A 25,350-nucleotide genomic window follows, 5' to 3' on the forward strand; every position below is an offset into this window, starting at 1 on the left:
GACGCCTTTTCCCGAATGTCGGGAGTAAGCCCACCCGCTCGGGAACAAGAGGCACATTCGGCGCAAGCGCACCGGCACCGCCCAGCCGGTAGACTAAAAACCGGCCCCACCACCGCCCACCGACGCGCCAAAGAAAGAAACGCCATGCACCCCAAGCACCTGCAGCACTCACCCGACCAGCTCGCAGCGCTCACCGCCGAGCACCGCCAGGCGCTGGGGCAGCGGGCAGGTACCGCCGCCTACTCTGTGACACGACTCTTCGGGCACCGAGTCGCAGGCCTCCCCGGCACTCTACTAGGACGCACCCTGCACCCCGACACCCGCCGCCGCAGCCAGCGGCGCGGCGAATGGCACTACTGGTGGCAGGCCCACCTACTCGACAACCTCGTCGATGCAGGCTTCCGCCAGCTTACCGCCCCCGACGGGCAGGGCCAGGCACAAGCGTCCCTGCGCCAGGCCCGAGCGGTACTGCGCGGCATCCAGATGCGCAACCTCGGCTCCTACCCCAACTCCTTCTACGACGACATGGCCTGGCTGACCCTGGCCTGCGAGCGCCTCAACCGGCTGGCGCTCGCGGTGGAGGGTAACGGGGATTCTGCGGCCCAGGACGCCGCCACCCGGCTGTACCGGGAGCTGGCAGCTGCCTGCACCCCTGAGGTGGGTGGGGGTGCCTTCTGGTCGAAGGACCACGATTTTAAGAACACCCCGGCGACCGCCCCCATTGCCCTGGCTCTCGCGCGGGCCCACCGGTATGACGAGGCTGCTGCCCTCTTGAACTGGCTGCACGCCAACCTCTTTGATGCTGAGCGCGGCCTCTACCTGGACGGGGTCAAGGTGGCCGGGCGCGGGAGTCGCGCCGAGATTTCTTCGGTGGAGGGCGGTCTTTATACCTATAACCAGGGGCCGGTTCTCGCGGCCTACCTGGCAGTGCTTGATGCCGGTAAGTCTGAGCTGCTGACGGTTGATCCGGCTGAGCATATCGCCGAGGTTTTGGCCGGTATTGACCGGGAGTTTGGCCGGGATTTTGAGGTGTCAGAGGCAGAAACCCTGCGGGTTCTGGCTACCCAGGGCGGTAGGGACGGCGGGCTCTTCACCGGTATTCTGGTGCGCTACCTCGCCGAGGTTGCCACTCACGATGCCCTGCCGCAGGGCGTGCGGGAGCAGGCGCGGGATTTCGTCCTTGCGACCGCTGAGCTCTTCTGGGACGGACGCCGCGAGTTCGATCCCGACCTGCCCATGAACGAGCTCGGCATTGACCCGACCGAGATCCGCGGTGAGGCTGTCACGCTCTTTTCGCCCGATGTCACCCGGCATATTTCTGAGGTGCTCAAGCCCGCCCAGCCGGTTGATCTTTCGACCCAGCTTCAAGCCTGGATGGTGTTAGAAGCGGCGGCGCGGGTTTTCTAGGGCGGGCGCGGCCGCCTTATTCGTGCGGTAGACGGCCCAAAGTCCCAGCACACCCAGAAGCATCAGCAGTAAGCCCACGGTATAGCTCGAAGCGACCTCAGACACCGGGAAACTGAACCCTGATGGATACCAGAACATGCCGGTGACGAGGGGCTCTGCTACAGCCCCCGCGGGAACCAGATAACGCAGGAGCTTCCCTGTGCGGTCGTCCTGCGCGGACCTAGCGCCCAACCAGCCCAGGGGCCCCGATATGATGACGGCAGCAATAAACCAGTGGTAGTTCTCAATCCAGATGCTGGCTTCCATGATGCCCAGCAGGTTCCCCAGGGCGTAGTGCCCGGCTAGGGCACCTAAGGACGCTGCCACCGCGGCTGCCACAGGCACCCAGAGCGGGGCGGGGCGCGTCTTACTATCGGACCACAGCCAGCCCGCATAGAACCCCAGGGCTGCCCATAGGGTGCCCGAGTTGAGGAACTTGCTCACCACTTTACGCACATAGGTGATGGCCTCAGACTGACCCGAGAGCTGGGCTTCTGTGGTGATATTGCTCAGCAGCGATGCAACCGCTATGCAGAGGACCAGAGCGACGCAGGTGAGCAAGGGGCGGGCTTTGAAACGCGCAAAAATCATACCCCTAACCTACTTGGTTCCGTCTGCCCGTGGAGGTGTTTCGGCCAGGTGCTCGGCGAGGGCATCGAGTTCAGCTTTGAGGGCCAGGACGTCGAGGCCTTCGACCGCGCAGGTGGCGTAGATGGCCCCGGGGACGGACGCCGCGCGTCCTCTCAGCTCCTGCCCGGTAGGGGTGAGACTGATGAGGGTGCGACGCTCGTCGCGGGCGTCGCGGGTCTTGGTCAGCAGGCCGTGGTCGATCAGGCGCTTGATGAGCGGGGTGAGGGTACCACTGTCGAGGTCGAGGCGGGCGGCAAGTTCCTTCATGCCCAGCCCGTCGGGGTTCTCCCACATGACCAGCATGACCAGGTACTGGGGGTAGGTGAGGCCCAGCTCCCCCAGGTGCTGCTGGTAGGCGCGGGTGACGGCCCGGCTGGAGCGGTAGAGGGAGAAGCAGAGCTGGTTGTCGAGGGCAAGGCTACTGTCTTGGTTCATTCCACCCAGTATAGGTTGTGGGCAAATTATCAGCCAACAATTTACTTGCACACAATTAGATTGTGTACAATCTAATTAAAACCTCATGAAAGGAAACCCCATGGAACCCCTCTACACCACCGAAGCTCTAGCAACCGGCGAAGGCCGCAACGGCCACGTCCGCACCGTTGACGGCGCTTTTGACGCCGATCTCGCCATTCCCGTTGAGATGGGTGGCTCCGGTAAGGGCCTGAACCCCGAGCAGCTCTTTGCCTCCGGCTACGCGGCCTGCTTCCACTCTGCCCTGCAGATGGTTGCCCGCATGCAGAAGAAGAACATCGAGGGCTCCTCCGTAGGGGCTAAGGTGTCTATCGGCAAGCAGGGTGAGGGTTTTGGCCTGGCTGTTGAGCTTGAGGTCGTCATTCCTGAACTTCCCCAGGACGAGGCCCAGGCACTGGCCGACGCAGCCTACCAGGTCTGCCCCTACTCCAACGCCACCCGCGGCAACATCCCCGTGACCGTCACCGTCTCTGACGACTAAGATCGCACCCCACACTCGCACCGAATGTCGCCGAAAGCTTCATAGGTATGTGCTTCCTGCATACCTATGAAGCTTTCGTTTACCCTCAAGGAGCGGGGCCACAGCGTCCTTCCGCACTCACCCGGTAGACTTGTTCCCGTGCTCAATACCGAATTTTCTGATCCCACTTTTTCTTTTGAACTGGGCAACCGCCTGACCGATACCGCCCAGCCCACCGGCAAGCAGGTGGACGCCAACGGCGGCGCCTTCCAGGGGCGCACCGGCATCATTCACACCCCGCACGGCGATATCGCCACCCCCGCCTTCACCCCGGTGGGTACCAAGGCAACCGTCAAGGCCGTGCTGCCCGAGGCTATGAAAGATCTGGGCGCCCAGGCCCTGCTGGCCAACGCCTACCACCTCTACCTGCAGCCGGGGCCGGACGTCCTCGACACCGCAGGCGGCCTGGGTAAGTTCATGAACTGGGACGGCCCCACCTTCACCGACTCCGGGGGCTTCCAGGTGATGAGTCTGGGTTCCGGCTTCAAGAAGGTTATCGACATGGGTACCGTGGCCGGGGCTACCGGCGCGGACGGCCGCCCCATCGGCGACGACGACGTGGCGGCGGGCAAGGAACGCATGGCCCATGTGGACGACGACGGGGTCAACTTTAAGTCCCACATCAACGGCGATATTCACCGTTTCACCCCCGAGGTATCTATGCAGGTGCAGCACCAGATTGGTGCTGACATCATGTTTGCCTTCGATGAGCTGACCACTCTTTATAACTCCCGTGCCTACCAGGAAGAGGCGCTGGAGCGCACCCGGCTGTGGGCCCTGCGCTGTATTGCTGAGCACCAGCGTCTGACCGCTGAGCGGGTGGGCAAGCCCTATCAGGCCCTTTTTGGTGTGATTCAGGGGGCCCAGTATGAGGACCTGCGCCGCAAAGCCTGCCGCGACCTCGGCTCCATGCCCTTTGACGGCTTTGGCCTGGGCGGGGCGCTCGAAAAGGAAAACCTGGGCACTATCGTGCGCTGGTGCAACGAGGAACTACCCGAGAACAAGCCCCGCCACCTGCTGGGCATTTCGGAGCCCGATGACATCTTCACCGGCATTGAAAACGGCGTCGACACCTTCGACTGTGTCTCCCCCACCCGCGTGGCCCGCAACGCGGCCGTTTACACCCCCGATGGCCGCTTCAACCTGACCAACGCCCGCTACCGCACCGACTTCTCCCCCATCTTCGAGGGCTGCGACTGCTACACCTGCACCCACTACACCCGCGCCTACCTGCACCACCTCTTCAAGGCCGACGAGCGCCTCTCAGCGACCCTGGCCTCGATTCACAATGAGCGTTTTATTGTGAAGATGGTGGACGACGCCCGCGCGGCGATCGACTCCGGGGAATATTTCGACTACCGCGATGAGTTCTTGGGTAAGTACTACGCCAAGAAGGTTGCCCAGCAAAGGGCTCAGGAAGAAGCTGCAGCCCGCAAGGCCGCCAAGGACGCCGAGCGGGCAGCTGCCGCCCAGGCCCGCTGGGAGGCCAACATGAAGGCAAAGGCTGAGGCCGAGGCCCGCCGGGCAGCTGAGAAGGCCGATACAACCGAAACCACCAGCGACGAAAAGTAGAACATGAACGACTTTAAGATTGACGACCTCAAGCCCGAGGAAACCATCACCTACCGCCACGAGTTCGCGGCGACCCCGCAGCAGGTCTTTGAGGCTTTCACCAACCCCACGCTTTTCATCAAGTGGTTTGGGCCTGCCGACTGGAAAATCATTCCCTCCACCCTGACCCTGGAACCGGTGATTGGCGGGCGCAAGCAGTTCGTCATGCGCCACAAGGACCAGGCTAAGTTCCAGGCCCCCATGTACATGCGCTTTGTAACCCTGGCTGAGCCTCACACCATCGAGTACCGGGAGGCCCTGCCTACCCCGTCCGGCCAGCCCTCAGACACCCTGATTGGCCTGCGTCTTGAGTTCGAGGCAGGCACCGCGGTGACCGAGGACGGCGTCGGCGAGGGTACCATCCTTAAGCTCACCCAGGGCCCCCTACCCGCCGGCGTACACGAGCAGACTCTGGCCTCCTGGCAGGGCTCTTTCGGCAAGCTGGCCAAGCTACTCGCACGCTAAGCGCCCTCGCTCTCGTCCTCTACACCCCCGCAAAAGTGCACATGCCTGTCACTTTTCGCAGGGCATATGCACTTTTTAAGCGGTATCTACCCAACAAGGAGAATCCATGAACTTTGATTTTGGCACCATTGCCCCTGAAGAGGTCCTGACCTTTACCCACGACTTTGAGGCCACCCCCGAGGCCCTCTACGAGGCTTTCACTTCAGCAGAACTGATGCCCCAGTGGTTCGGCCCCGAGGGCTTCACCGTGCCCCTCGATACCGTCGATATCGACGTGCGTGAGGGTGGTGCCCAGAAGTTCGTCATGGTCAGCGAGGAGAACCCGGAGTTCACTTCTCCCGTCAACGGCACCTTCCACAAGCTGGTGCCCGGTGAGCTGATTGAGGGCTACGAGGCTATTGGTGAGGAACTGGCTGAAGCCCATGGCATGGAGACTGGTTCTTATTTCCTCAACCGCACCGCTTTCGAGAAGATTGACGAGAACACCACCCGCGTCACCATCACCCAGGGTCCGCTCGCCCCGGCCATGCACGAGATGTCGGTAGCTGGCTGGAAGTCCTCTTTCAATAAGCTCAACCGCGTCCTCGCAGCCTAAAGACTCAAGCGCCATACAAAAAGTGCACGTGCCCTGCCAAAAGTGGAGGGCACGTGCACTTTTTAAAGGGCATCTACAATCTAGGCCGCCAGCTGCTCCCGCTGTTCGGAGCTCAGGCGCACCAGGGAGCCGGTCTCAACGTTAAAGAAGGCCAGGGTTGTGCTGGCTGAAACGCAGTGGACACCGGTCACCGGGTCATACAGCTCGTAGGCAACTACCAGCGAGGCTGCCGTCACCTTACTAACCTGCATCTGCACCCGCACCGGCACCCCGCGGTAGGCCAGGGGGCTGCGGTACTTGACGTGGTTTTCAGCAACCAGGGCCTGGGTGCCAGCAGGCAGACTCTCAAAGAGGGGCAGGTGAGCAGACGCCCGCCCCGGCTTTCCCTCGGTGCTCTCCCCTACCAGCGGGGCAGGTTCACCGGACGAGGGCGGCGGCCCAAAGAGGGCTACGCGGGCTTCTTCGAGCACCTGCATCATGGTCACGTTGTTGACGTGGCCGTAGGCGTCCATGTCGCCCCAGCGCAGGGGAACCTCGACCTCATAGACTGCACCCATACCTAGCCCCTGCCACCGCTGTGGGCTGCCACGGCGGCGTCTGCCTCGGCGAAGGCGTCCTCGTGCCCGGTGTGCACGCGCTTGACCACGCCGAAGTAGATCATGGTCAGAATCAGGAAGTAGGCGATGCCTATGGTGGCCGGGGCAGCGTTGCCGGTGCGGGCGAAGAGAGCCGCCCAGATAGCCAGCAGCAGGAAGATACCCAGGCCAGCGGTAACCCGCCCGCCCCACATGCGGAAGGCCGAAGAGTTACCCTCAACCCCCTTGAAGGCGATGTAGGCCAGTAGAATCAGCACCCAGACGGTGAGGGCGCAGACCATGGTCAGGGTCATCATGAGCCCGAAGGCCTGGCCGGGCAGGAAGAGGGCCAGCAGAATGGCCAGCACCACGCCCGAGGTTGAGGCCCACATGGCCAGCACGGGAATACCGCTACCGCTCACCCGGGCCAGGGGCGCAGGTGCCATTTTCTCACTGGCCAGGGAGTGCAGCAGGCGGGTGCCCGCGTAGAGATTGGCGTTGGCGGCGGACAGGGCGGCAACCAGAATGATGAAGTTGGTGATGGAGGCAATGGCCGGAACACCGACTTCTGAGAAGACCAGCACGAAGGGTGAGGCTTCAACGGAGCCGTCGAGCTGGGCGGCTGACTGCCAGGGAATAATCGATACCACGATGAAGAGGGCGACCACATAGATAGTAGCCAGGCGCCACATGTTCGCCTTGGTCGAGGCGCGTACAGAGCGTACAGGGTCCTTCGCTTCAGCGGCGGAAATGGAGAGCATTTCGATACCGCCGAAGGAGAACATGACCACCGCGAGTGAGAGCCAGACCCCGTGGAAACCGGTGGGCATGAAGCCGCCGTCGTTGGTCAGGTTGGTGATGCCGGTAGCCTCGTGGCCGGGGAAGCCCACGAAGACCAGGGCCAGGCCCACTAGCACGAAGAGCAGCAGGGCGATGACCTTGATGGAGGACAGGAAGAACTCCATGGTGCCAAAGTACTTGACCGAGCGGATGTTCAGCAGCACAATTACAGCACCAAAGAGCACGATGCCCACCCACAGGGGCAGGGAGGGCCACCAGTACTGCAGGTAGGTGGCAACCGCGACCAGCTCAATACCGGTGATAATGGCGGTGACGGTCCAGTAGGCCCAGCGGGTCAGGTAGCCGGCGTAGGGGCCCAGGTAGCGGCCAGCGATGGAGCCGAAGCCACCGCGCACCGGGTAGCGAACGGCCATTTCACCGGTAGAAGCGGCGATAATGGCGGCGACCAGGGAGCCGATAGCGTAGGCCAGAATAACGGCCGGGCCTGCCAGGGCGATAGCGCCCGAGGAGCCCAAAAAGAGGCCGGTACCCAGGGCTGAGCCCAGCACAATCATGGTCATCTGCCCGTGCGTGAGTGAGCGTTTGAGGGTGGTCGCCTGGGCCTGCCCCTGCGAAGGTGTGTGTGCCACGGTAAGCCTTACTGTGAGAAAACGTCGTGTGCGGTAGCGGTGTTAATGCGCGGACGCCGGTGCGCAGCTCCCCTGCCTGGTGGCGGGGAGCGGGCTACCGGCGTCCTTGTGTAGACCTGCTACTGATTTTAGCGCTGTTTGGTGCCGTCGATGACGGGTACCTGGGTGGTGACGGTGCGGACCTCTTCAAAGGCGTCGTCTGAGGTGCTGATGTTCTTGTTGACACCGGCGAAGTAGATGACGGTGATCAGGCCGAAGAAGCCCAGGCCCACGAAGATGGAGGGGAGCATGGAGCCGCCGGCGAAGAACATGGCGATGAAGGTGGCGATCACGCCGTTCAGGCCAACCGCTGCGGTGGCGGAGCCGCCGAAGACGCGGAAGGGGGAGGCGTCGCCTTCGACCTTCTTGTAGGCCATGTAGGACAGCAGAATCATGGACCAGACCACCAGCACGCAGACGGTCACCAGGGCCATCATGTAGCCGAAGATTCCGCCGACGCCCGAGATTGCCATAATCATGGCGACCACGGCGCCCAGGGATGAGACGGTCAGGGCCAGGGCGGGGATGCCCGAGGAGCTGGTGCGGGAGAGTACCTTGGGTGCCATGCCCTCGTGGCCCAGGGCGTGCAGCAGGCGGGTGGCTGCGTAGAGGGCGGCGTTTGCGCCGGAGAGTGCTGCGGTCAGCAGGATGAAGTTGGTGATACCGCCGATGTAGGGAATACCCAGTTCGGTGAAGACCATAACGAAGGGGGAACCTTCGATGTCCTTGCCCAGGGCGGCGGCGCTCGTCCAGGGGATGATGGCGACCACGATGAAGAGGGAGAGCACGTAGAAGGTGGCCAGGCGCCACATCATGGCCTTAGCCGAGGAGCGCACGGAACGGACCGGGTCCTTGGCTTCTGCCGCTGAAATGGAAATCAGCTCGATACCGCCGAAGGAGAACATGACCACGGCCAGGGCAATCCAGATGGAGGAAAGGCCGTTGGGCATGAAGCCGCCGTGGGCGGTGAGGTTGGAGACGCCGGTGGCGTCCTGGCCGGGCAAGCCGAAGAAGACTAGGGCCAGGCCGAAGATGATGAAGAGGACGACCGCGCTCACCTTGATCGAGGACAGGAAGAATTCCACCACACCGAAGGACTTGACGCTGGTCAGATTGAGCACAAAGATTGCACCGCCCGCGATGAGCACCCAGACCCAGAGGGGGACGTTGGGGTACCAGTAGGCCATGTAGGCACCAACGGCTACGACCTCGGCACCGGCAAGGGTTACGGTGGTCATCCAGTAGGCCCAGCGGGTTAGGTAGCCCGCGTAGGGGCTGAGGAACTTACCGGCGATGGTGCCGAAGCCGCCACGCACGGGGTAACGTACGGCCATTTCACCGGCGCAGGCACCGATAATGGCGGCGATCAGTGAGCCGATGGCGTAGGAGACGATGACGGCCGGGCCCGCGATAGAGATAGCTGCGCCGGAGCCCAAAAAGAGGCCGGTGCCCACGGCGAGGCCGAGGGCAATCATGGTGAGCTGGCCGTGGGAGAGGGCGCGGCTGAGGTTGCCGCCCTCCTGCTGGCCGGTGGTGGTTGATGCCACGGGTGCCCTCCCTTTCAAGAGAGTGTGGTGTATGCAATGAACCGAAAGTTTACACAGGTTTTCTGGGGGAAAACCGGTCTTCAGTGCTCACCATTATGCAGTGAGAGACACATCACCCCCTTGGTGGCGGGTGCAGGGTATTTGGCAGGAGGTGCGCGACAGGTGGACGTCAGCGGTCAGCCGACCCCGCACCAGGCCGACGGACGGACGCCAGCGGCGGCAGGCGTCCGCACCTCTCCCCTTGACTGTCTACGAGACTCTCGCCGTGCTTACGCCGCAGGTGGGCACTGCGCGAGTCTGGTGGGCACTTGCCTTAGCGGGTCAGCTGGTAGGTGGGTTCGTGGCGCTTGAACCAGCCAATAACGGGGTAAGTGATGGGCAACAGGAGGAACTCAACGGCGCATTTGTAGATGTAGCCCACGATGACGTAGTTGAGGAAGTCGCCGAAAGTTGTAATTCCAATAATGGGGGCGGCGATGGAGCAGAAGATGACGGTGTCAGCCAGTTCTCCGACCAGGGTTGAACCCATGAGTCGGCCCCAGAGGTGACGGCCGCCGGTTGCCGCCTTGAGCTTGACCAGCACCCATGAGTTAAGTAGCTGGCCGGTCAAAAAGCCCAGCAGGGAGCCCGCAAGAATCTGGGGCACGGGGCCCAGTACGGTTTCAAGGGCGGTCTGCCCCTCGTAGAAGTCGGCTGCGGGTAGGGCGATGAGTACCCAGAAGCTAGCGGCGGCAGCGGCTGCGGCAACGAAGCTAGTGATAATGGCGCGGCGGGCTAGTTTAAAGCCGTAAATTTCGCTGATCACATCGCCTAGCACGTAGGCCAGGGGGAAGAGGAAGAAACCGCCGTCAGTGATGATTGACCCGAAGGTGACGCCCTTGGTGGCCCCGATGTTAGAGAGAATAAAGACCACGCAGGTGGCTGCCAGAAGCAGGTCGTAGTAGGTGCGGGTGGGGCGGGCAAAGCCGGTATCGGCGCCCTGCTTGTGGGCGGACGCCGGTGAACTGGTGGGAGGTGTAGACACAGTTATCCCCTGGGTTGAGTATCGGTTTGAAGAGTGCCCACCTGCCACCTGGGCGCCCACTAGCTTACCGATTTTTAGGCGGCCCCGCACGACGTGCCGGGTGTGGGGTGGGGCGCAGTGGCGTCCGCACCGGTGGACAAGCGGCAGGTTTTGCTGACAGTTTGCTGGGTTCTGTCGTGAAAAATAGGTTTTAGTGACAGATAGCGGTAAGGTGTCATTATGCCTCGAATTACCGCCGCCACCAACGCCGCCCAGCGCGAGAACACCAAGCGCGCTATTCTCGATTCCTTCGGCCGTCTGCTCTACGAGCGCGGCTTACCCGGTCTTACCATGACCCACGTGGCCAAAACCGCTGGAATTGGCCGCACCGCGGTCTACAACTACTTTGCCGACATGGGCGAACTACTCATTGCCTACGCCCTGGATGAGACCGAGCGCTTCCTCACCGAACTGCGTGAGGCCCTGGCAGGGGTTGAGAATCCTATCGACCAGCTGGCTGTCTATGTGCGCCTACAGATTGAGGACCTTTCCCGTCGCCACATGCCCCCCGGCCCCGCCATGCGGTCAGTTCTATCCCCCGAGGCTTTTGCCAAGCTGGGTGACCACGTGCGCGAACTCCAGATGGTCCTGGCGGGGATTCTTTCTGCAGCGATTGAGCGCGGCTACCTGCCCGAGAACGATATCCGTGAGCTGGCTCAGCTAGTGCATGGCTCCCTCTCATCGAGCGCCGACCGCACCGACGAGGCCAGCAGCACTGAAGCCCGCGAGCGCCACATTGAGAGCACCATTCGCTTTATTCAGATGGGCCTGGGGGCTCGTTTTGATGAGAGCGGACGTCCCGTACGCCTGGACGGCACCCCGGAGCTGCACCTGGTCGTAGCGTCCTAGTTTCCCGACTCCAGAAGTGAGGGGGCTAGGGCATCTAGGTCGAGTACGCGGGCGTACATGACAGCGCGGCGCTGTAGGGCGGTACGCAGGGCACGGTGGACGCCGTCTTCAAGGTAGAGTTCGCCCCGGTAGCGCACGACGTGCGGGAAGAGGTCCCCGTAGAAGGTGGAGTCTTCGGCCAGGAGGGTTTCGAGGTTGAGATTCTTCTGGGTGGTGATGAGGCGGTCTAGCCGGACTTGGGAGGGGGCGATGGAGCCCCAGGTGCGCTGGGTGAGCCCGTGGTCTGGGTAGGGGCGGGTGTCGCCGACTCCTTTGAAAATCATGCGCTCTATTGTACGCTGAGAAGCGGCTAGCACTCGACAGAGTCGCAGCGAGAAGCACCGCGCCAGCAGCCTAAAGTGCCGTCGGTCATATTCGTGACACTCTATTACTTAGAGTCATATTGACCTTATTTGCTTTGGTGGTGCTTCGGGTGTTTAATCGTGGCTATGCGCGGGCCACCAGCCCGCCCCAGCCCAAGGACACCATGCTTTACAAAAAACAGCTCACCGGCTCCCACGTGGGACTCGTAGTGGGCAGCTTCGCGCCCCTGCACCGCGGCCATATCGACCAGATTCTACGCGCCAAGAAAGAGAACCCCGGCGGCACCCTGGTAATTGTCGCCGGTTCCCAGCAGGACGCCGGTGAGCAGGCAGGCATGAAGCACACCAAGCGCTACCGCTATGTGTCTGAGCACTTTAAGAACGACCCCCTCGTCATTGTCGACTCCCTCGATGAAACCGATCTCACCAGCCCCGAAGCCTGGGGTAAAGCCCTGGACGGCTTCTGGGCTACCCACGTGGCGGCGGGCGCTGAGCGCCGCCTCTACCTGCTCGATGAAGAGCACAGCTCCCGCTTCCAGGCAGGAAATCAGGACGCCGGTGGGCAGCCTGCCGCCCGCCTGGCACCCTGCCAGCTGGCGGCGTCCGAACCGGATATCCGGGAAAACCCGCTGGCCCACTGGGACCTTATCGCCCCGCCCTTCCGCCGTTTCTTTACCCGCAACGTCCTAGTGATGGGAGCTGCCTCGGGCGGCAAAACTACCCTGGTGGAGGACCTCGGCAAGCTCTACAACGCCCCCTACTCCTACGAGTACGCCCGGGTCTACCAGGTCGAGGCCAATATCCGCGATGAGGATTATGACCTGCTGGACTACCAGAACGTGCTCACCGGCCAGTTCAACCTCAATCGGGAGACCATCGACAACCCCGGCAACCGGGGTCTTACCCTCATGGACACCGACGCCATGGTCACCAAGGCCTACGCCGCCATGAGCGCCGCCGACCCCGCCAGCGAACTGAGCGAGAGCGACTACGCCAAGCTGCTGCCCCTGGCTGATTCCCTAATTGCCAAGGCCCGCTGGGACTTGATTCTCTTTATCCCGCCGGTGGGAGCCTCCGGCTACACCCTCGACGGTTTCCGCTCCCAAACCAATAACTCCGATGACTACCTTGGCGAGATTTCCCGCATCATGCTGGCCGAGGTTGAAGTAGCCGGTCTGCTCGACCGCTTGGTTCTGCTGGACGGCGCGGGCTACGCTGAGCGCTACGAGCAGGCCAAGACCGCTATCGAGCGCCTCCTCCCCTAACTCCTACCCCCGTCACCCGAAAGAATCATCATGAGCACACCCCTCACTGGCCAGGTACCGGCCAACCCCCTGACCCGCCTTGCCAAGGCCACCTACACCGATCTCTTCACCGGCTACAGCCCCTTCGAGAAGGTCTTCTTCCCCGCCCTGATTCTGCTGCAGGTCGTAGTCAGCACCGTGGCCTTTGAGGGCTGGCTGAGCTTCATCACCGCCTTTGCGGGCATGGTCTGCGTGATTCTGGTGGGCAAGGGGCGCCTGTCGAACTACTTCTTCGGCATCGTGCAGAACGTGCCCTACCTGGTGCTGGCCTATCAGGCCTACTTCATCGGTGAAATTACTATCGCCGCCTTCTATGTGCTCACCCAGTTCTGGGGCCTCTACATGTGGCGCAAGAACATGCGGGCAGCCAAGACCCGGCCCGAGCTAGGCGGTGCCTCCTTTGACGGGGCTGGGCAGCTGGCCGGTAGCCGCGCGGTCAGCACGAGTGCGGACGCCGGTGGGCAGGGCGGTGCGTCCACCCTGGCACGTGCCGCCGAGGGCACCCCGCTAGATGTGCAGACCCGCCGCCTGACCCTGCCCGCTATCGCGGGCGTGCTGGCGCTACTGGCCGCAGCATCGTGGGGGTACGGAGTACTACTGAACGGTTGGGGCTCCAACCAGCCCTACGTTGACGCCTTCACCACCGTGATCGCCCTGATTTCGCAGGTACTGATGGTCTACCGCTTCCGCGAACAGTGGGTCGGCTGGCTGGTACTGAACGCCGTGCAGATCTACCTGTGGTCAACCGTGGAGGGCGGCGGCAACATGGCCATCATGGCCATGTACCTGGGCTTTATCGCCAACTCGGTCTACGGCTGGTACAACTGGACCAAGCTGTCTCGCGGGGTGCAGGGCTAGAACTAGAAACTAGCCAAGAGAAGGCGCCCCGTACTCGCGCTCGCTGCCGACCCTCTCGCCTGGTTCGCTAGCTGGCTCGCAAGCTCGCCAGATTCGCACCAGCCGCCGAGCCAGCAGCTTCGCTGCGAGTGCGGGGCGCCTGCCTACATCTCCAGCAAACTGCTCAAGATTCTGGCTATACAAAAGAATCTGGGCATAGAAAAAGCCGGTTTCATCAAGTGGGCGATGAAACCGGCTTCAGCGGAGGATGGGGGATTTGAACCCCCGAGGGCGTGAACCCAACACGCGTTCCAGGCGTGCGCCATAGGCCGCTAGGCGAATCCTCCAGGCTGTTGCTTAGCTATATGCATAGCTTCACGAAAGCGAACAGATACGAGCATACCCCATGCTCGGGCGTCCGCGCAAATTCATAACTGCGGCGGGCGCGGCCGTCCTCCCCTCATCGCGCCAGGGAGCACCTCCGCGCTTACTTAAGAAGCTCTCTCTACCGCCCTTTGTTTTTCGTGGCGGCTTAGGGTACAGTTGTTGGAGCCCCTTACGTGGCGTCATCTTGGAAAACTCCCCCAGGGCCGGAAGGCAGCAAGGGTATCTGGGCTCTGACGGGTGCGTAGGGGGTCTTTATTTTGCCCAAATCTGCCAGCCTCCCCACTAGGGACCAGAAAAATCACAATAGTATGTGTGGGCGTTAGGGATTTCGGGAGGAATCTGGTCCCTACTGACACACAGCGGGGCGGACGCCGGGAGCAGCTTAAGCCTTTCGCGCACGGTTCTTAAAACGTCAGCCACCCCCACTACACTGTTAACCAGCACACCCGGGGCGGCGAGCGCCTGATTCTTTCTCTTGCTTTTCTCCCTGGGCCGGGCTCAGTTTTTCTGCACTCAACCGAAGGTTTATTGTGAGCACTGCGCTGTATCGCCGTTATCGCCCTGAGTCGTTTGCCGACGTTATCGGGCAGGAGCATGTCACCGAACCTCTCATGACTGCCCTTGAGAAGAACAGGGTGAACCACGCCTACCTGTTCTCGGGGCCGCGCGGGTGTGGCAAGACCACTTCAGCGCGTATTTTGGCGCGCTGCCTCAACTGTGCTGAGGGCCCCACCCCTACCCCGTGTGGTGTGTGCGAGTCCTGTAAGGAGCTTTCCCGCGACGGTGGCGGTTCCCTCGATGTGATTGAGATGGACGCCGCCAGCCACGGCGGTGTAGACCACGCCCGTGACCTGCGTGAACGCGCTACTTTTGCGCCGGTGCGCGACCGCTACAAGATTTTCATTATCGACGAGGCGCACATGGTCACCCGCGAGGGCTTCAACGCCCTGCTCAAGATCGTGGAAGAGCCCCCGGCGCACATTAAGTTTATTTTTGCGACCACCGAGCCTAATAAGGTGCTCGGCACTATTCGTTCGCGTACTCACCACTACCCCTTCCGCCTGGTGCCCCCGCAGATTCTGGGGGACTACCTGGCTAAGCTCTGCGCCGAAGAGGGTGTTAAGGTCGCCGATGGCGTGCTGCCGCTGGTTGTCCGCGCCGGTGGCGGTTCGGTGCGTGACTCGCTGTCGATCCTTGACCAGCTCATGGCGGGTGCCTCGGACGAGCAGGGCATCTCCTACGACCTGGCCGTTGCCCTGCTGGGCTTTACCCACGGCGAGTTGCTCGACGAGGTTGTCGATGCTTTTGCTTCTGGTTCTGCCGCCGAGGTGTTCGCTTCGGTCGATAGGGTGATTCAGACCGGCCAGGACCCCCGCCGCTTTGTAGAGGACCTGCTCGAGCGCTTCCGCGACCTCATTGTTGTGAAGGCCGTGCCCGATTCGGCAGGTTCGATTCTGCGCGGCCTTGCCGCTGACCAGCTTGACCGTATGCGCGCTCAGGCTGAACAGCTGGGTTCTGCTGAGCTGTCGCGGGCTGCGGACGTCACCAATGAGGCCCTGAATGAGATGAGCGGGGCCATGAATCCCCAGCTTCACCTGGAGCTACTCTGCGCCCGCATTCTGCTGGCTGCCGGGGAGCAGGGTGTCGGTAACCTAGCTGCCCGCCTTGATCGGCTTGAGCGCAAGCTGGCGTCGGGTCAGTTCCCTGCGCCCGCGGGCGGTCATTCTGCACCGGCAGGTTCCGCTTCTGGCACCGGTGCGGACGCCGCCAGCCCCCTGGCGCGCGCCCGGCAGCAGCTTGCCCAGCAGGGCAGTACCGCACATCAGGGAGTAGACGCAGGTCAGGCCCCTGCCCAGCAGGCCCCTACCCAGCAGGGTCATTCTCAGCAGCAACCCCCCGTGCAGCAAAGCCAGCACAACCAGCCAGACCAGCAGGGCCACCCCCAGCAGCAGACCCAGCCAGGTCAGCAAACTCAGGCCCCTACCCAGCAGAGCGGCGCTCCCCTAGTCGGTGCGCCTCTGGCTGGAGTCCCTGTGGCGGGTGCTCCTCTCAGTGGCGCCCCGCTGGCGGGTCGAGGAGTTCCTCCACTGGGTGGAGCCCAGTCGCCCGCCCAGCAGCCCCAGGGCACCCAGGCCGGGCAGCAGGCGTCCGCGCCGCTGGCAAACACAGGTCAGCAGACCCCGCAGGCAACCCAGCAGCCCACTCCCCAGAACCAGCCACAACAGGGCGTGCCCGGTGAAAACACCGTAGATATGGTGGCTAACTCCTGGGCCGACGTGGTGGCAAAGGTTCCTGCTTCCTTTGCCCGCGCCCAGTTCGCCCTCTGCGAGCCCTCCAAGTTCGAGAACGGGGCGCTTTTCCTGCGCGCTGAACTACCTGTGCTCAAGGCGGTTAAGGAATACCTGCCGCAGCTTCAGCAGGCCCTCTTCCAGGTGCTGGGTCTGCAGGTACAGTTGCGCGGCGAAATTAAGAAGCCCGGTGACGGCGGCAACCCCGGCGGTGGCAACCCCAGTGGCGGTCGCCCCGGTGGGCCAGGCCCGTCGGGTGGGAGCCCGGCACCCAATGGCCCTGCCCAGCCCACTAGCCAGCATGTACGGGAGCAGCAGCCCCCGGCCGATGTTGCCGAGGGCCCGCGCGGGGGCGAGCAGGCCTGGGCAGCTCACGGCCAGCCCCGCTCCGAAGAGCCCCCCTCGTGGAGCCCCAACGACTGGAATAACCCCGTCACCTCCTGGTCGGTTGCAGCTATCCCCGGCGACGACGACGCTGAGGCACCCCGAGCCGCCGAGACTGTCGAAACCAACGAGCAGGCCAAGGAGCCAGCGAACGAGCAGACCGCGTCCGCACCGCGCCTGCGCGTGATTGAGGGGGAAGCCGACCCCCTTGAAATCGCTAAGGCCCAGCACCCCTCCCGCGGCCCCCAGGAACAGCACAACATTTCCCTGGCGCGGGACGAGGCCCAGGGCTCAGGCCCCGAAGAGACCGGCCCCCAGGTGCCCCATGAGGACAGCCCGCACGCGGTGTCGCTTGAACCTGTACCCACCAGCGAGGGTCTGGCCGAGCAGGGGCACAAGGACGCCGATAATGCTGCCCTGCAAGAAGAGGCCAAGAGCGAAAACAGCCCTGCCCCCCAGTCAGCAGGCCAGGCCCAGACCCCGTCCCAGGCACCCGCGCCAAGCCAAACACCAGCCCCGAACCAAGCCCCGGTAGCCTACGAGTACGCTGACTACGACGGCGGCTACTTTGACGATGCCCCCGAGGACGAACCCGAGTACGTCGCCGGGGTTGGCTACCTTAAGGCAGAGTCTTCGCAGGACGCCCCGGCTCAACCAGCTGTTCAGTCAACCGCTCAGACACCAGCACCTGCTGCCGCTCGTGCCCCACAGACAGCCCCCTCTTCGAGTGCACCCCTGGCGGGCGCTGGTACCCCCGGTGCTCCCCTGGCGCAGGGCGCGCAGGCCCCGGCGTCCGCACCGCACCAGAACGAGCGACAGAAGGAACAGCAGAGCCAGCCGGCACACCCACAGCCCGCCCCCGAACAGCCCGGCGGTAAGAAGCTCTCCTTCCGAGAGCGCCACGCGGCGCAGATTGCGGCCGGCCAGCGGGCCGTCCAGCAGGCGCAGGCCCCCACCCCGGCAGAAGCCCCCGAGGACTTCACCCCCAGCGACGACGACGCCGCCCTTGAGTCGTCCGTGCTGATTGGCCAGCGGGCCGTTGAGAAGATTTTGGGCGGCAAAGTAATTGACGAACAGCCCCTTCACCAGGGCTAACAAGGAGTTTTTTGTGTACGAGAGTGCCGTCCAGAACCTGATTGACGAGCTGGGCCGCCTACCCGGTGTGGGCCCCAAGTCAGCCCAGCGTATCGCCTTCTATATTCTGAACGCGGAAAGCTCTGAGATGGCCAAGCTCACCGACGCTATCGCGCGCGTGAAGAAGACCGTGAGCTTCTGCGAAATCTGCGGCAACGTCTCTGAAACCAAGCTCTGCGCTATCTGCCGCGACGAGCAGCGCGACCCGGCGGTGCTGTGCGTGGTGGAGGAGTCCAAGGACGTGGTGGCCGTTGAGCGCACCCGCTCTTTTACCGGCCGCTACCATGTGCTGGGCGGGTCTATTAACCCTATGGCCGGTATCGGGCCGGAGCAGCTGCGCATCCGCGAGCTGGTGGCACGCCTGTCGGACGAGCGCATCACCGAGCTGATTCTCGCCATGGACCCCAACCTTGAGGGTGAGGCTACCGCCACCTACCTCTCGCGCCTGCTGGTGCCCATCGGTATTCGCGTGTCACGCCTGGCGTCGGGCCTGCCAGTGGGTGGCGACCTGGAATACGCCGACGAGATCACCCTGGGCCGTGCCCTTGAGGGCCGCCGCATCATCAGCGAGGGCACCCGCGCCGAGGCCGCAAACCCCGCCGAAGATTTTGAGGCCGCCCTTGAGGCAGAAACCGAGGCCAAGGAGCAGCAGGCCGCAGCGGAGCAGGCAGCTAAGGGCCCGCGGGCCCGCTGGTCTGGTTCCATGTTCGATGATCTTGATAGCGAGGACGCCGCCACCCCATCCCCTGCCGAAGGGCAGGATGGCGGGGGGAAGCGTCCGGACGCTACCCCCGCAGCTCCCAGCGAACCGTCCCCGGCTGAGGGGCAGCAGGGGGACCTGAACGAAGAGCTGTTGGAACAGGAGCTGGCGGGCATTCCGGGTGAGCTATCTGCCGAAGAGAAGGCTGAACTCGCGGCGGCCGCCGCCTTTGAGGCTGAAGAAGCCGGTAAGGGCGTGCAGTCAGAAGAGCTACGCGATGCCTACGAAGCCAAGCTGGAAGAGCTCAAGAAGACCCCGCTACGCACGGTTGCCCCCGAAATCCCGCCGATTCCGGGTAAGACCTACGTGAACCCCTGGACCTAAACCCACGGGTCTGTAATTTAGCGTCACACACGTTATATTCCCGTCATTTGAGCAAAAATCGTTCAAGTGCGACACCCACCCCTACGATAGTTTTAGGCCGGAAAATGCCCGGCACCTTCAACACCTTTGCACTGGAGAAGTTTCAATGAGCCTGATTGTCCAAAAGTTCGGTGGGTCCTCGGTTTCTGACGCCGAGGGTATTAAGCGTGTAGCTCGCCGTATTGTGGACACGCAGAAGGCTGGCAACGAGGTCGTCGTGGTGGTCTCAGCAATGGGCGATACCACCGATGAACTGCTCGACCTTGCGGCTGAAGTAACCCCCAACGCCGGCCCCTCGCGTGAACTCGATATGCTGCTGAGCGCCGGCGAGCGAATTTCCATGGCCGTGCTGGCCCTGGCTATTAACAACATGGGCGGCCGCGCCCAGTCCTTCACCGGCTCCCAGGCCGGCATGATCACCGACGGCGTGCACGGTTCTGCCCGCCTGGTGGAGGTTAACCCCGAGCGTATTCGCACCGCCCTTGATGAAGGCTACGTCGCCGTTGTCGCAGGCTTCCAGGGAATGAACCGCCAGACCCGTGACATCACCACCCTGGGCCGTGGCGGCTCAGACACCACCGCGGTTGCCCTGGCGGCAGCCCTGAATGCTGACGTCTGCGAGATTTACTCAGACGTTGATGGTGTGTTCACCGCTGACCCGCGTATCGTGCCGTCCGCCCACAAGCTCGATACCGTTACGAGCGAAGAAATGCTTGAGATGGCTGCTAACGGCGCCAAGATTCTGCACCTGCGTTCGGTGGAGTACGCGCGCCGTTTCAACCTGAAGCTGCATGTTCGCTCTTCGTTCTCACAGCTTGAAGGCACTCTCGTTATCCCCGACAATGAGGGTATGGAAACTAATTTGAAGGAGATCCCCTTGGAACAGCCCCTCGTCTCGGGCGTCGCCCACGACCGTAGCCAGGCTAAGGTCACCGTTATTGGTGTGCCCGACGTGCCCGGTTCCGCGGCCAAGGTGTTCGGTATTCTCAATGAGACCAACGTGAACCTCGACATGATCGTTCAGAACGTCTCAACCGACCGCCCCGACGTCACCGATATCTCCTTCACTCTGCCCCAGGACCAGGGCGCTGCCGCTCTGGCTGCGCTTGAAGCTAAGAAGGCTGAGCTGGGCTTTGAAGAGGTCCAGTACAACGAGTCCATCGGTAAGCTGTCGCTGGTGGGTGCGGGTATGAAGTCTAACCCCGGCGTGTCCTTTAAGTTCTTTGATGCGCTGAGCACCGCCGGTGTGAATATCGAAATGATTTCTACCTCTGAGATTCGTATTTCGGTTATCACCGATATTGAGAAGCTTGATGAGGCTGTGCGCGCTGTGCACTCAGCTTTTGACCTTGATACCGAGGGTGAGGCTACCGTTTACGGTGGTACCGGCCGCTAGGTCGTGAACTAGGCTTGTCCGCGAGGACGCTCGGGCCCCGGGCTGGCAGCACCACGCTGCTGGCCCGGGGCCCGGCTTTTGCCCATTTCAAGGGCTTATAAAAAATTTTCTATATTTTCCACCCAAAGACTTGTTGGGAATATATAGACCAATATAGTATTGCTGTACATCACATCTTCTTTACCCCCAAATTCAGCCAACCGGCTGGTCAAGCACTAAAGGAGTAGGCTATGAAAGCTACAACCACTCAGAAAACCCTGGCAACCACGCTGATTCTCGCGGGTCTACTATCCGGGGGGGGATTCACAAGCGCTAATGCGGTAGAATCCACCAGCACAATCGCAACAACGGCCGACACTCGCCTTACCGACATCTCAGACGAACAAATTAACCGCTACGACCGACATGTTACCACTGGGCTGATGGGAGATTTCTCAATCAGGAGCGATTCAAATCTTTCCCCCGCAGATAAGGCGATTTTGCAGCAGATTCTCACCAAATCCAATCAAGAACGCCGCGAAGCGCTATCCAATCTCCCCCAGCATGCGAAGGCTACTGGAAATGAAATTCAGTCAGCTGGCGGTGGCGTTATCTTCCACTGGTGGGGTCAGACGCTCTGGTTAAATAACATAAACTCATACAGACTCTCAGCACTACTCGCTGGCGGTGCAGCAATTTCTACCGTAGCAGTATTCATTACCTCGGTAACTGGTGTAGGAGCAGTAGTGGCAGGTGGATTTGCAGCAGCTTTCGCGGTTGTCTCGGCCGCATCTTTAATTTGCAACTGGAACCAGCGAGGAATTAATATTCATCGGGCTCACAACACAGCCGTCTGGTGCACACCTCGGTAGATAAAATCTTACCAGTAGCCCATCAAGGAAAATATAAAATGAAAAATATACTACGCTGGATATCTTTATTATCTGCTCTTCCACTTTTGTTCTATGGGGTATGGTATTTTATTGATCCGACTGCCTTTAACAAGTACATCATCCTTATTCTCGTAACAATCACCGGAGTTTCTACAACTTTAGCAACAGTCCTTTCTGTGAAGCATGAAACTTAAAGATTATTATCTATAAGGTATGCCAGACCCACAGTCACTGTGGGTCTGGCATACCTACCCCTTATAAATAACCCTTCTTCTGAAGACTTGATGTTGCATATTGTTTTTGCTCCGTGCTCTCCCTTCTCTTTCGTCCTTGACTTATCTGAGGTGGCAGGGAAAGGAAGGGATGTTTTTCTAGCGCGGGATGAAGGGCCGTTAGAATAGACCCCATGCCCCTCACCCTCCTCGCCCCGGACGATTGGCGTGCACTCGCGCGCGCCCACGAAGAACGTTCCGGCCGCTACGCCCTCCCCTTCGCAGCCCGCCGCGAGCGCGGCCAAGCCCACCCCGTTGAAGACTTCCTCTTCACCTACTACACCCTAAAACCCGGGCAGTTTATGCGCTGGCACCCCGGCGCGGGGGTCATTCTGCAGGACGCCGGTGAGCGGGCAGACTGGAAGTTCTACCGGGCCGCTACCCAGCAAGAATTGGAAGAGGCAGGCCTACCACCTGCCGAAGCCGCCGCGGCGGCGCAGGCGGGCACCAGCATCCTTGTCGATACCGAAAAGTTTGCTGAGGCCCGCGCCTCAGCCATTGATTTTGCGCGGATTATCCTGGGTAAAACCGCTGCCAAGCCCGGTTTCTTTGGCTGTTTTGGCCTGCACGAGTGGGCTATGGCCTATAAGTCGGTGGAGAATAACATCCGCCACGACTACCTAGAACTGCGCCTGGGGCCAGAGGGCACCGACCGGGTGGTTGAGAGCCATAAAATTAGGTGCTCCCACTTCGATGCCTTCCGGTTCTTCATGCCCCAGGCGGTGCCCATGAACGAGCTACAGCCCACGCGCGAGCAACAGCGCAACCTAGAGCAGCCGGCCTGCCTGCACACCAACATGGATATCTACAAGTGGGCCTATAAGCTCCTGCCCCTGGTGCCCTCGAACCTGGTCATGGACTGCTTCGAACTGGCCTGGGACGTGCGCGAACTCGACATGAAAGCAGCCCCCTACGACCTAAAGGACTGGGGCTACGAGCCAGTTGTCATTGAAACCCCCGAGGGTAAGGCCGAATACGTGCGCCAGCAAAGACTCTTCGCTGAACGGTCAGTCGCCCTGCGGCAGAGACTGCTCGATGCCCTAGAATCGTCCTTAAACCACACTTAGAGAACGGAAAACACACATGCGTTTCTCGCGCAAACTTGCCACCGCAGCAGTTGCGGCCATGGCTTTCACCGGGCTGAGCGCCCCGATTGCTTCAGCAGTCACCATCGATACCGACGGCGATAAGCTGCTCGATGTCTGGGAAACCGAGGGCTACGACTACAACAACGACGGCGTCATCGACATCGACTTCGCAGCCATGGGCGCAGACCCCTACCGCAAAGACCTCTTCGTTGAGATGGACTACATGCCCGGCCTACTCGCCAGCGAAGCTGAGCTGGGCACCATCGTCCAGACCTTCGCCGACATGCCCGTCTGGAACCCCAACGGTACCACCGGCATCACCATCCACCTGGACGCCGGCAGCATCTACCCCGCCTACGACCTGGGCGGCGGCAACGAGATCCCCCACCAGGGTTTTAATGGCCTGGGCGACGTGAATACTTTGCGGGGTACTAACTCCAACCCGGCACGTGCGGGCGTCTTCCACTACATGATTTGGGGCGACTACTACGGCACCGGCGGGTCTTCTGGATCAGGCTACTACCCTGGCCGCACCTTCATGGTGACCGTAGGCCCCACCCACTGGGGCAAGGCAAGTAGCGCTATCCGCGTGGGCACCTTCATTCACGAGCTCGGCCACAACCTGGGCCTGAACCACGGCGGCACCGACGGCACAAACTACAAGCCCAACTACACCAGCATCATGAACTACAAGTACCAGCTGGAAGGTGTGCGCCGCACCGACGGGTCGGTCTACTACGGTTACTCCACCCGCGCGGGTATGACCATTGATGAGACCGCAGTAGTTGAGTCTAAGGGCGCCGGTAACGCTGCCCGTGGCTTCTCAATTCACTACGGCACCCGCTACTGGAACGCCCACCAGGGTATCGACTTTGACCAGGACGGCGTTGTAGAGACTACCGCCCAGCAGATTGATGTGAACCGTGACGGCACTATCGGTAAGCTGACCGCACCGAACGATCTGATGACTATGAAGTTCCAGGCCCAGTCTTCTGCCCCCGGCATTTCGCCCTATGAGCAGCAGGAGCCCGAAATTGAGAACAACGAGATGACGGCTGACCTGGCCCGCCAGCTGGGCTACCTGTCTGCCGAGTAATCACGTTTTTCTCTCCCCCACCACACCCAAGGGGACCGCAAAACTTAAAAGGGACCGCGTAGTATGCGGTCCCCTTTCGGTATGCCTAAGGACTAGAGCTTGACCACCATCTTGCCGGTGTTCGCGCCCTGCATCATGGCGATGAAGGCTTCGACGGTGGAGTCGAGCCCCTCGTAGACGGTCTCGTCATAGGCAATCTTGCCGTCGGCAAACCAGCGGCCCATCTTTTCGCGGAACTCGGGGACGACGTCTAGGTACTCCCCCAGAGTGAAGCCCTGCATGGTTAGGCCCTGCTTGACCATGTTGGTCATGTTGTCGGGGCCGGGGGTGGTCTCGCTGGTGTTGTAGGCAGAGATCGCGCCGCAGAGCGCCAGGCGGCCACCGCGGTTCATCACGTCGAGAGCGGCTTCGAGGTGGTCGCCACCGACGTCGTCGAAGTAAACGTCTACACCATCTGGAACCAGCTCGGGCAGGGCCTGCCGCACGGGGGCGTCCTTGTAGTTGAGGGCGGCGTCGTAGCCGTATTTGCTGGTCAGCAGCTCAACCTTCTCAGCCGAGCCAGCGCTGCCGACAACGCGGGAGGCACCGAGCAGGCGAGCGATCTGCCCGACGGCGGTGCCCACGGCGCCCGCTGCGCCAGAGATGAACACGACGTCGCCTTCTTTCAGGTGGGCAATGCGGGTCAGGCCTGCGTAGGCGGTCATCGCCGTCATGCCCAGCATGCCCAGGTAGAGCGAGGACGGCGCCCCGGCAGGTAGTTCCGGCAGGGCGGTAAACTCGCGAGTGGCGCCCTGGGCGTAGTCTGCCCAGCCCTGCTGGTGCGATACGAGGGTGCCTACAGGCAGGCTTTCATCGTGCGATTCGACAACGCGTCCGACGGCACCGCCGGTGATGCGTTCCCCCAGGCCGTAGGGGGCTACATAGCTCTTGGCGTCGTTCATGCGCCCGCGCATATAGGGGTCAACCGAGATGAACTCGTTTTTAACGCGTACCTGGCCATCGGTGAGCTCAGGCAGGGTAACGGTGGCAAATTCGAAGTTGTCGGAGGTGGGCCAGCCGCTGGGGCGGGAGGCAAGGCGGATTTCACGTGCTTGTGTCATGATTTTTCCTTTCGAAAGCTGTTTAACCAGTTCTACGCCTGTCGAGGGCGTTTGTTAAAGGGTTGCGCCCAGAGCGAGCAGAAGGACGGCGAGCAGCGGGAAGGCACCCTGCTTGATGGCGGCGGGGCGCTTGTCGGGTGAGGTGATGAAGAGGACGGCTGCGGCGGCCAGCATTGACCCGGTACCGGCGAGCATGAGGGCTAGGCCCACGGCGGGGGCACCGGCGAAGTGGGCCAGGGCACCGGCGGCGGCAATGATTGCCAGGAAGAGGTTGTAGAAGCCCTGGTTGTAGGCCATTTCCTTGGTCTGTTCGGCTGATTCACGGCTCATACCGAAGACTGGCAGGGCTCGGGTGGTCCAGGCGAAGGATTCGAGGTAGAAGATAAAAACGTGCAGGGCGACGGCGAGCAGTAGGGCGATAATACCGGCGATAGTCATGGGGATATCCTTTCATAGGTTTTTG

At 61.8% G+C, this 25,350-nt stretch carries 23 protein-coding genes, 1 tRNA gene and 1 other RNA gene; 15 read left to right on the top strand and 10 right to left on the bottom strand.

Going from position 1 to position 25,350, the window contains the following annotated elements; all coding sequences use genetic code 11:
• Positions 1-144: 144 nt before the first annotated feature.
• Positions 145-1,407 (top strand): glycoside hydrolase family 76 protein, encoded by a 1,263-nt coding sequence (locus tag ACFP6B_RS00240; protein WP_377125259.1) that lies wholly within the window; start codon positions 145-147, stop codon positions 1,405-1,407.
• Here the strand turns inward: ACFP6B_RS00240 and ACFP6B_RS00245 are convergent.
• Together ACFP6B_RS00245 and ACFP6B_RS00250 are read right to left on the bottom strand one after the other, a co-directional pair.
• Positions 1,381-2,037, bottom strand: coding sequence for a hypothetical protein (locus ACFP6B_RS00245; protein ID WP_377125262.1), 657 nt, complete (start codon positions 2,035-2,037; stop codon positions 1,381-1,383). The genes ACFP6B_RS00240 and ACFP6B_RS00245 overlap by 27 nt on opposite strands.
• Positions 2,038-2,046: 9 nt before the next feature.
• Positions 2,047-2,511, bottom strand: coding sequence for a MarR family winged helix-turn-helix transcriptional regulator (locus tag ACFP6B_RS00250; RefSeq protein ID WP_377125265.1), 465 nt, complete (start codon positions 2,509-2,511; stop codon positions 2,047-2,049).
• A gap of 100 nt (positions 2,512-2,611) precedes the next feature.
• Between ACFP6B_RS00250 and ACFP6B_RS00255 the strand changes: the two genes are divergently transcribed.
• The 4 genes from ACFP6B_RS00255 to ACFP6B_RS00270 all read left to right on the top strand — a co-directional run bounded on the left by ACFP6B_RS00255 (position 2,612) and on the right by ACFP6B_RS00270 (position 5,741).
• Positions 2,612-3,031, top strand: coding sequence for an organic hydroperoxide resistance protein (locus ACFP6B_RS00255; protein ID WP_377125268.1), 420 nt, complete (start codon positions 2,612-2,614; stop codon positions 3,029-3,031).
• A 138-nt stretch (positions 3,032-3,169) separates the two neighbouring features.
• Positions 3,170-4,642 (top strand): tRNA guanosine(34) transglycosylase Tgt, encoded by a 1,473-nt coding sequence (tgt, locus tag ACFP6B_RS00260; RefSeq protein WP_377125271.1) that lies wholly within the window; start codon positions 3,170-3,172, stop codon positions 4,640-4,642.
• A 3-nt stretch (positions 4,643-4,645) separates the two neighbouring features.
• Entirely contained in the window at positions 4,646-5,146 is a 501-nt protein-coding gene (locus tag ACFP6B_RS00265; RefSeq protein ID WP_377125274.1) for an SRPBCC family protein, read from the top strand.
• 106 nt (positions 5,147-5,252) lie between these two features.
• Positions 5,253-5,741, top strand: coding sequence for an SRPBCC family protein (locus ACFP6B_RS00270; protein ID WP_377125277.1), 489 nt, complete (start codon positions 5,253-5,255; stop codon positions 5,739-5,741).
• An 80-nt stretch (positions 5,742-5,821) separates the two neighbouring features.
• Here ACFP6B_RS00270 and ACFP6B_RS00275 read toward each other — a convergent pair whose 3' ends face one another.
• From ACFP6B_RS00275 to ACFP6B_RS00290, 4 genes are all read right to left on the bottom strand, one after another.
• Positions 5,822-6,298, bottom strand: coding sequence for an acyl-CoA thioesterase (locus ACFP6B_RS00275; protein WP_377125280.1), 477 nt, complete (start codon positions 6,296-6,298; stop codon positions 5,822-5,824).
• Between the two features lie 2 nt (positions 6,299-6,300).
• The gene (locus ACFP6B_RS00280; protein ID WP_377125283.1) at positions 6,301-7,746 is read right to left on the bottom strand and encodes an amino acid permease; all 1,446 of its coding nucleotides are present in this window, start codon (positions 7,744-7,746) and stop codon (positions 6,301-6,303) included.
• A gap of 128 nt (positions 7,747-7,874) precedes the next feature.
• Positions 7,875-9,332 (bottom strand): amino acid permease, encoded by a 1,458-nt coding sequence (locus tag ACFP6B_RS00285; protein WP_377125286.1) that lies wholly within the window; start codon positions 9,330-9,332, stop codon positions 7,875-7,877.
• A 313-nt stretch (positions 9,333-9,645) separates the two neighbouring features.
• Entirely contained in the window at positions 9,646-10,356 is a 711-nt protein-coding gene (locus ACFP6B_RS00290) for a queuosine precursor transporter (protein WP_377125289.1), read from the bottom strand.
• A 219-nt stretch (positions 10,357-10,575) separates the two neighbouring features.
• Between ACFP6B_RS00290 and ACFP6B_RS00295 the strand changes: the two genes are divergently transcribed.
• Positions 10,576-11,244, top strand: coding sequence for a TetR/AcrR family transcriptional regulator (locus ACFP6B_RS00295; protein WP_377125292.1), 669 nt, complete (start codon positions 10,576-10,578; stop codon positions 11,242-11,244).
• On the opposite strand, the gene ACFP6B_RS00300 is transcribed toward ACFP6B_RS00295, so the two are convergent.
• On the bottom strand, positions 11,241-11,567 hold the full coding sequence (locus ACFP6B_RS00300; RefSeq protein WP_237205835.1) for a type II toxin-antitoxin system VapB family antitoxin: 327 nt from the start codon (positions 11,565-11,567) through the stop codon (positions 11,241-11,243). The genes ACFP6B_RS00295 and ACFP6B_RS00300 overlap by 4 nt on opposite strands.
• A 203-nt stretch (positions 11,568-11,770) precedes the next feature.
• On the opposite strand from ACFP6B_RS00300, the gene ACFP6B_RS00305 reads away from it, so the two are divergent.
• Complete coding sequence (locus ACFP6B_RS00305) at positions 11,771-12,871, top strand: AAA family ATPase (protein WP_377125295.1); 1,101 nt, start codon at positions 11,771-11,773, stop codon at positions 12,869-12,871.
• Positions 12,872-12,901: 30 nt separating this feature from the next.
• Positions 12,902-13,768 (top strand): nicotinamide riboside transporter PnuC, encoded by an 867-nt coding sequence (pnuC, locus tag ACFP6B_RS00310; protein WP_377125298.1) that lies wholly within the window; start codon positions 12,902-12,904, stop codon positions 13,766-13,768.
• 241 nt (positions 13,769-14,009) lie between these two features.
• Here pnuC and ACFP6B_RS00315 read toward each other — a convergent pair.
• A tRNA-Ser gene (locus ACFP6B_RS00315) sits at positions 14,010-14,094 on the bottom strand.
• Positions 14,095-14,294: 200 nt separating this feature from the next.
• On the opposite strand from ACFP6B_RS00315, the gene ffs reads away from it, so the two are divergent.
• From ffs to ACFP6B_RS00350, 7 genes are all read left to right on the top strand, one after another.
• Positions 14,295-14,391: signal recognition particle sRNA small type (gene ffs, locus ACFP6B_RS00320), an RNA gene on the top strand.
• Between the two features lie 273 nt (positions 14,392-14,664).
• Entirely contained in the window at positions 14,665-17,901 is a 3,237-nt protein-coding gene (locus ACFP6B_RS00325) for a DNA polymerase III subunit gamma and tau (protein ID WP_377125301.1), read from the top strand.
• A 13-nt stretch (positions 17,902-17,914) separates the two neighbouring features.
• Entirely contained in the window at positions 17,915-19,024 is a 1,110-nt protein-coding gene (gene recR / locus ACFP6B_RS00330; protein ID WP_237198740.1) for a recombination mediator RecR, read from the top strand.
• A gap of 145 nt (positions 19,025-19,169) precedes the next feature.
• Positions 19,170-20,459 (top strand): aspartate kinase, encoded by a 1,290-nt coding sequence (locus tag ACFP6B_RS00335; RefSeq protein WP_237197563.1) that lies wholly within the window; start codon positions 19,170-19,172, stop codon positions 20,457-20,459.
• A gap of 230 nt (positions 20,460-20,689) precedes the next feature.
• A complete protein-coding gene (locus tag ACFP6B_RS00340; RefSeq protein WP_377125305.1) occupies positions 20,690-21,310 on the top strand; it encodes a hypothetical protein in 621 nt (206 codons plus the stop codon).
• A gap of 427 nt (positions 21,311-21,737) precedes the next feature.
• Positions 21,738-22,670, top strand: a complete 933-nt coding sequence (locus tag ACFP6B_RS00345) for a 3-methyladenine DNA glycosylase (protein WP_377125308.1) — start codon at positions 21,738-21,740, stop codon at positions 22,668-22,670.
• Positions 22,671-22,686: 16 nt separating this feature from the next.
• A complete protein-coding gene (locus tag ACFP6B_RS00350) occupies positions 22,687-23,787 on the top strand; it encodes a C4-dicarboxylate ABC transporter substrate-binding protein (RefSeq protein WP_377125311.1) in 1,101 nt (366 codons plus the stop codon).
• A 92-nt stretch (positions 23,788-23,879) separates the two neighbouring features.
• Here ACFP6B_RS00350 and ACFP6B_RS00355 read toward each other — a convergent pair whose 3' ends face one another.
• Together ACFP6B_RS00355 and ACFP6B_RS00360 are read right to left on the bottom strand one after the other, a co-directional pair.
• Complete coding sequence (locus ACFP6B_RS00355) at positions 23,880-24,887, bottom strand: NADP-dependent oxidoreductase (RefSeq protein ID WP_377125314.1); 1,008 nt, start codon at positions 24,885-24,887, stop codon at positions 23,880-23,882.
• A gap of 54 nt (positions 24,888-24,941) precedes the next feature.
• Entirely contained in the window at positions 24,942-25,325 is a 384-nt protein-coding gene (locus tag ACFP6B_RS00360; RefSeq protein ID WP_377125317.1) for a DUF1304 domain-containing protein, read from the bottom strand.
• Positions 25,326-25,350: the final 25 nt, after the last annotated feature.

The sequence above is a fragment of the Rothia nasimurium genome (assembly GCF_042660305.1).
GTDB classification, from domain to species: domain Bacteria; phylum Actinomycetota; class Actinomycetes; order Actinomycetales; family Micrococcaceae; genus Rothia; species Rothia nasimurium.

Bases quoted from the DNA above. Each gene is read 5' to 3' on its own strand.
- ACFP6B_RS00240 (WP_377125259.1), top strand. From the start codon at position 145: ATGCACCCCAAGCACCTGCAGCACTCACCCGACCAGCTCGCAGCGCTC.
- ACFP6B_RS00245 (WP_377125262.1), bottom strand. From the start codon at position 2,037: ATGATTTTTGCGCGTTTCAAAGCCCGCCCCTTGCTCACCTGCGTCGCT.
- ACFP6B_RS00250 (WP_377125265.1), bottom strand. From the start codon at position 2,511: ATGAACCAAGACAGTAGCCTTGCCCTCGACAACCAGCTCTGCTTCTCC.
- ACFP6B_RS00255 (WP_377125268.1), top strand. From the start codon at position 2,612: ATGGAACCCCTCTACACCACCGAAGCTCTAGCAACCGGCGAAGGCCGC.
- ACFP6B_RS00265 (WP_377125274.1), top strand. From the start codon at position 4,646: ATGAACGACTTTAAGATTGACGACCTCAAGCCCGAGGAAACCATCACC.
- ACFP6B_RS00270 (WP_377125277.1), top strand. From the start codon at position 5,253: ATGAACTTTGATTTTGGCACCATTGCCCCTGAAGAGGTCCTGACCTTT.
- ACFP6B_RS00275 (WP_377125280.1), bottom strand. From the start codon at position 6,298: ATGGGTGCAGTCTATGAGGTCGAGGTTCCCCTGCGCTGGGGCGACATG.
- ACFP6B_RS00295 (WP_377125292.1), top strand. From the start codon at position 10,576: ATGCCTCGAATTACCGCCGCCACCAACGCCGCCCAGCGCGAGAACACC.
- ACFP6B_RS00300 (WP_237205835.1), bottom strand. From the start codon at position 11,567: ATGATTTTCAAAGGAGTCGGCGACACCCGCCCCTACCCAGACCACGGG.
- ACFP6B_RS00305 (WP_377125295.1), top strand. From the start codon at position 11,771: ATGCTTTACAAAAAACAGCTCACCGGCTCCCACGTGGGACTCGTAGTG.
- pnuC (WP_377125298.1), top strand. From the start codon at position 12,902: ATGAGCACACCCCTCACTGGCCAGGTACCGGCCAACCCCCTGACCCGC.
- ACFP6B_RS00335 (WP_237197563.1), top strand. From the start codon at position 19,170: ATGAGCCTGATTGTCCAAAAGTTCGGTGGGTCCTCGGTTTCTGACGCC.
- ACFP6B_RS00340 (WP_377125305.1), top strand. From the start codon at position 20,690: ATGAAAGCTACAACCACTCAGAAAACCCTGGCAACCACGCTGATTCTC.
- ACFP6B_RS00345 (WP_377125308.1), top strand. From the start codon at position 21,738: ATGCCCCTCACCCTCCTCGCCCCGGACGATTGGCGTGCACTCGCGCGC.
- ACFP6B_RS00350 (WP_377125311.1), top strand. From the start codon at position 22,687: ATGCGTTTCTCGCGCAAACTTGCCACCGCAGCAGTTGCGGCCATGGCT.
- ACFP6B_RS00355 (WP_377125314.1), bottom strand. From the start codon at position 24,887: ATGACACAAGCACGTGAAATCCGCCTTGCCTCCCGCCCCAGCGGCTGG.
- ACFP6B_RS00360 (WP_377125317.1), bottom strand. From the start codon at position 25,325: ATGACTATCGCCGGTATTATCGCCCTACTGCTCGCCGTCGCCCTGCAC.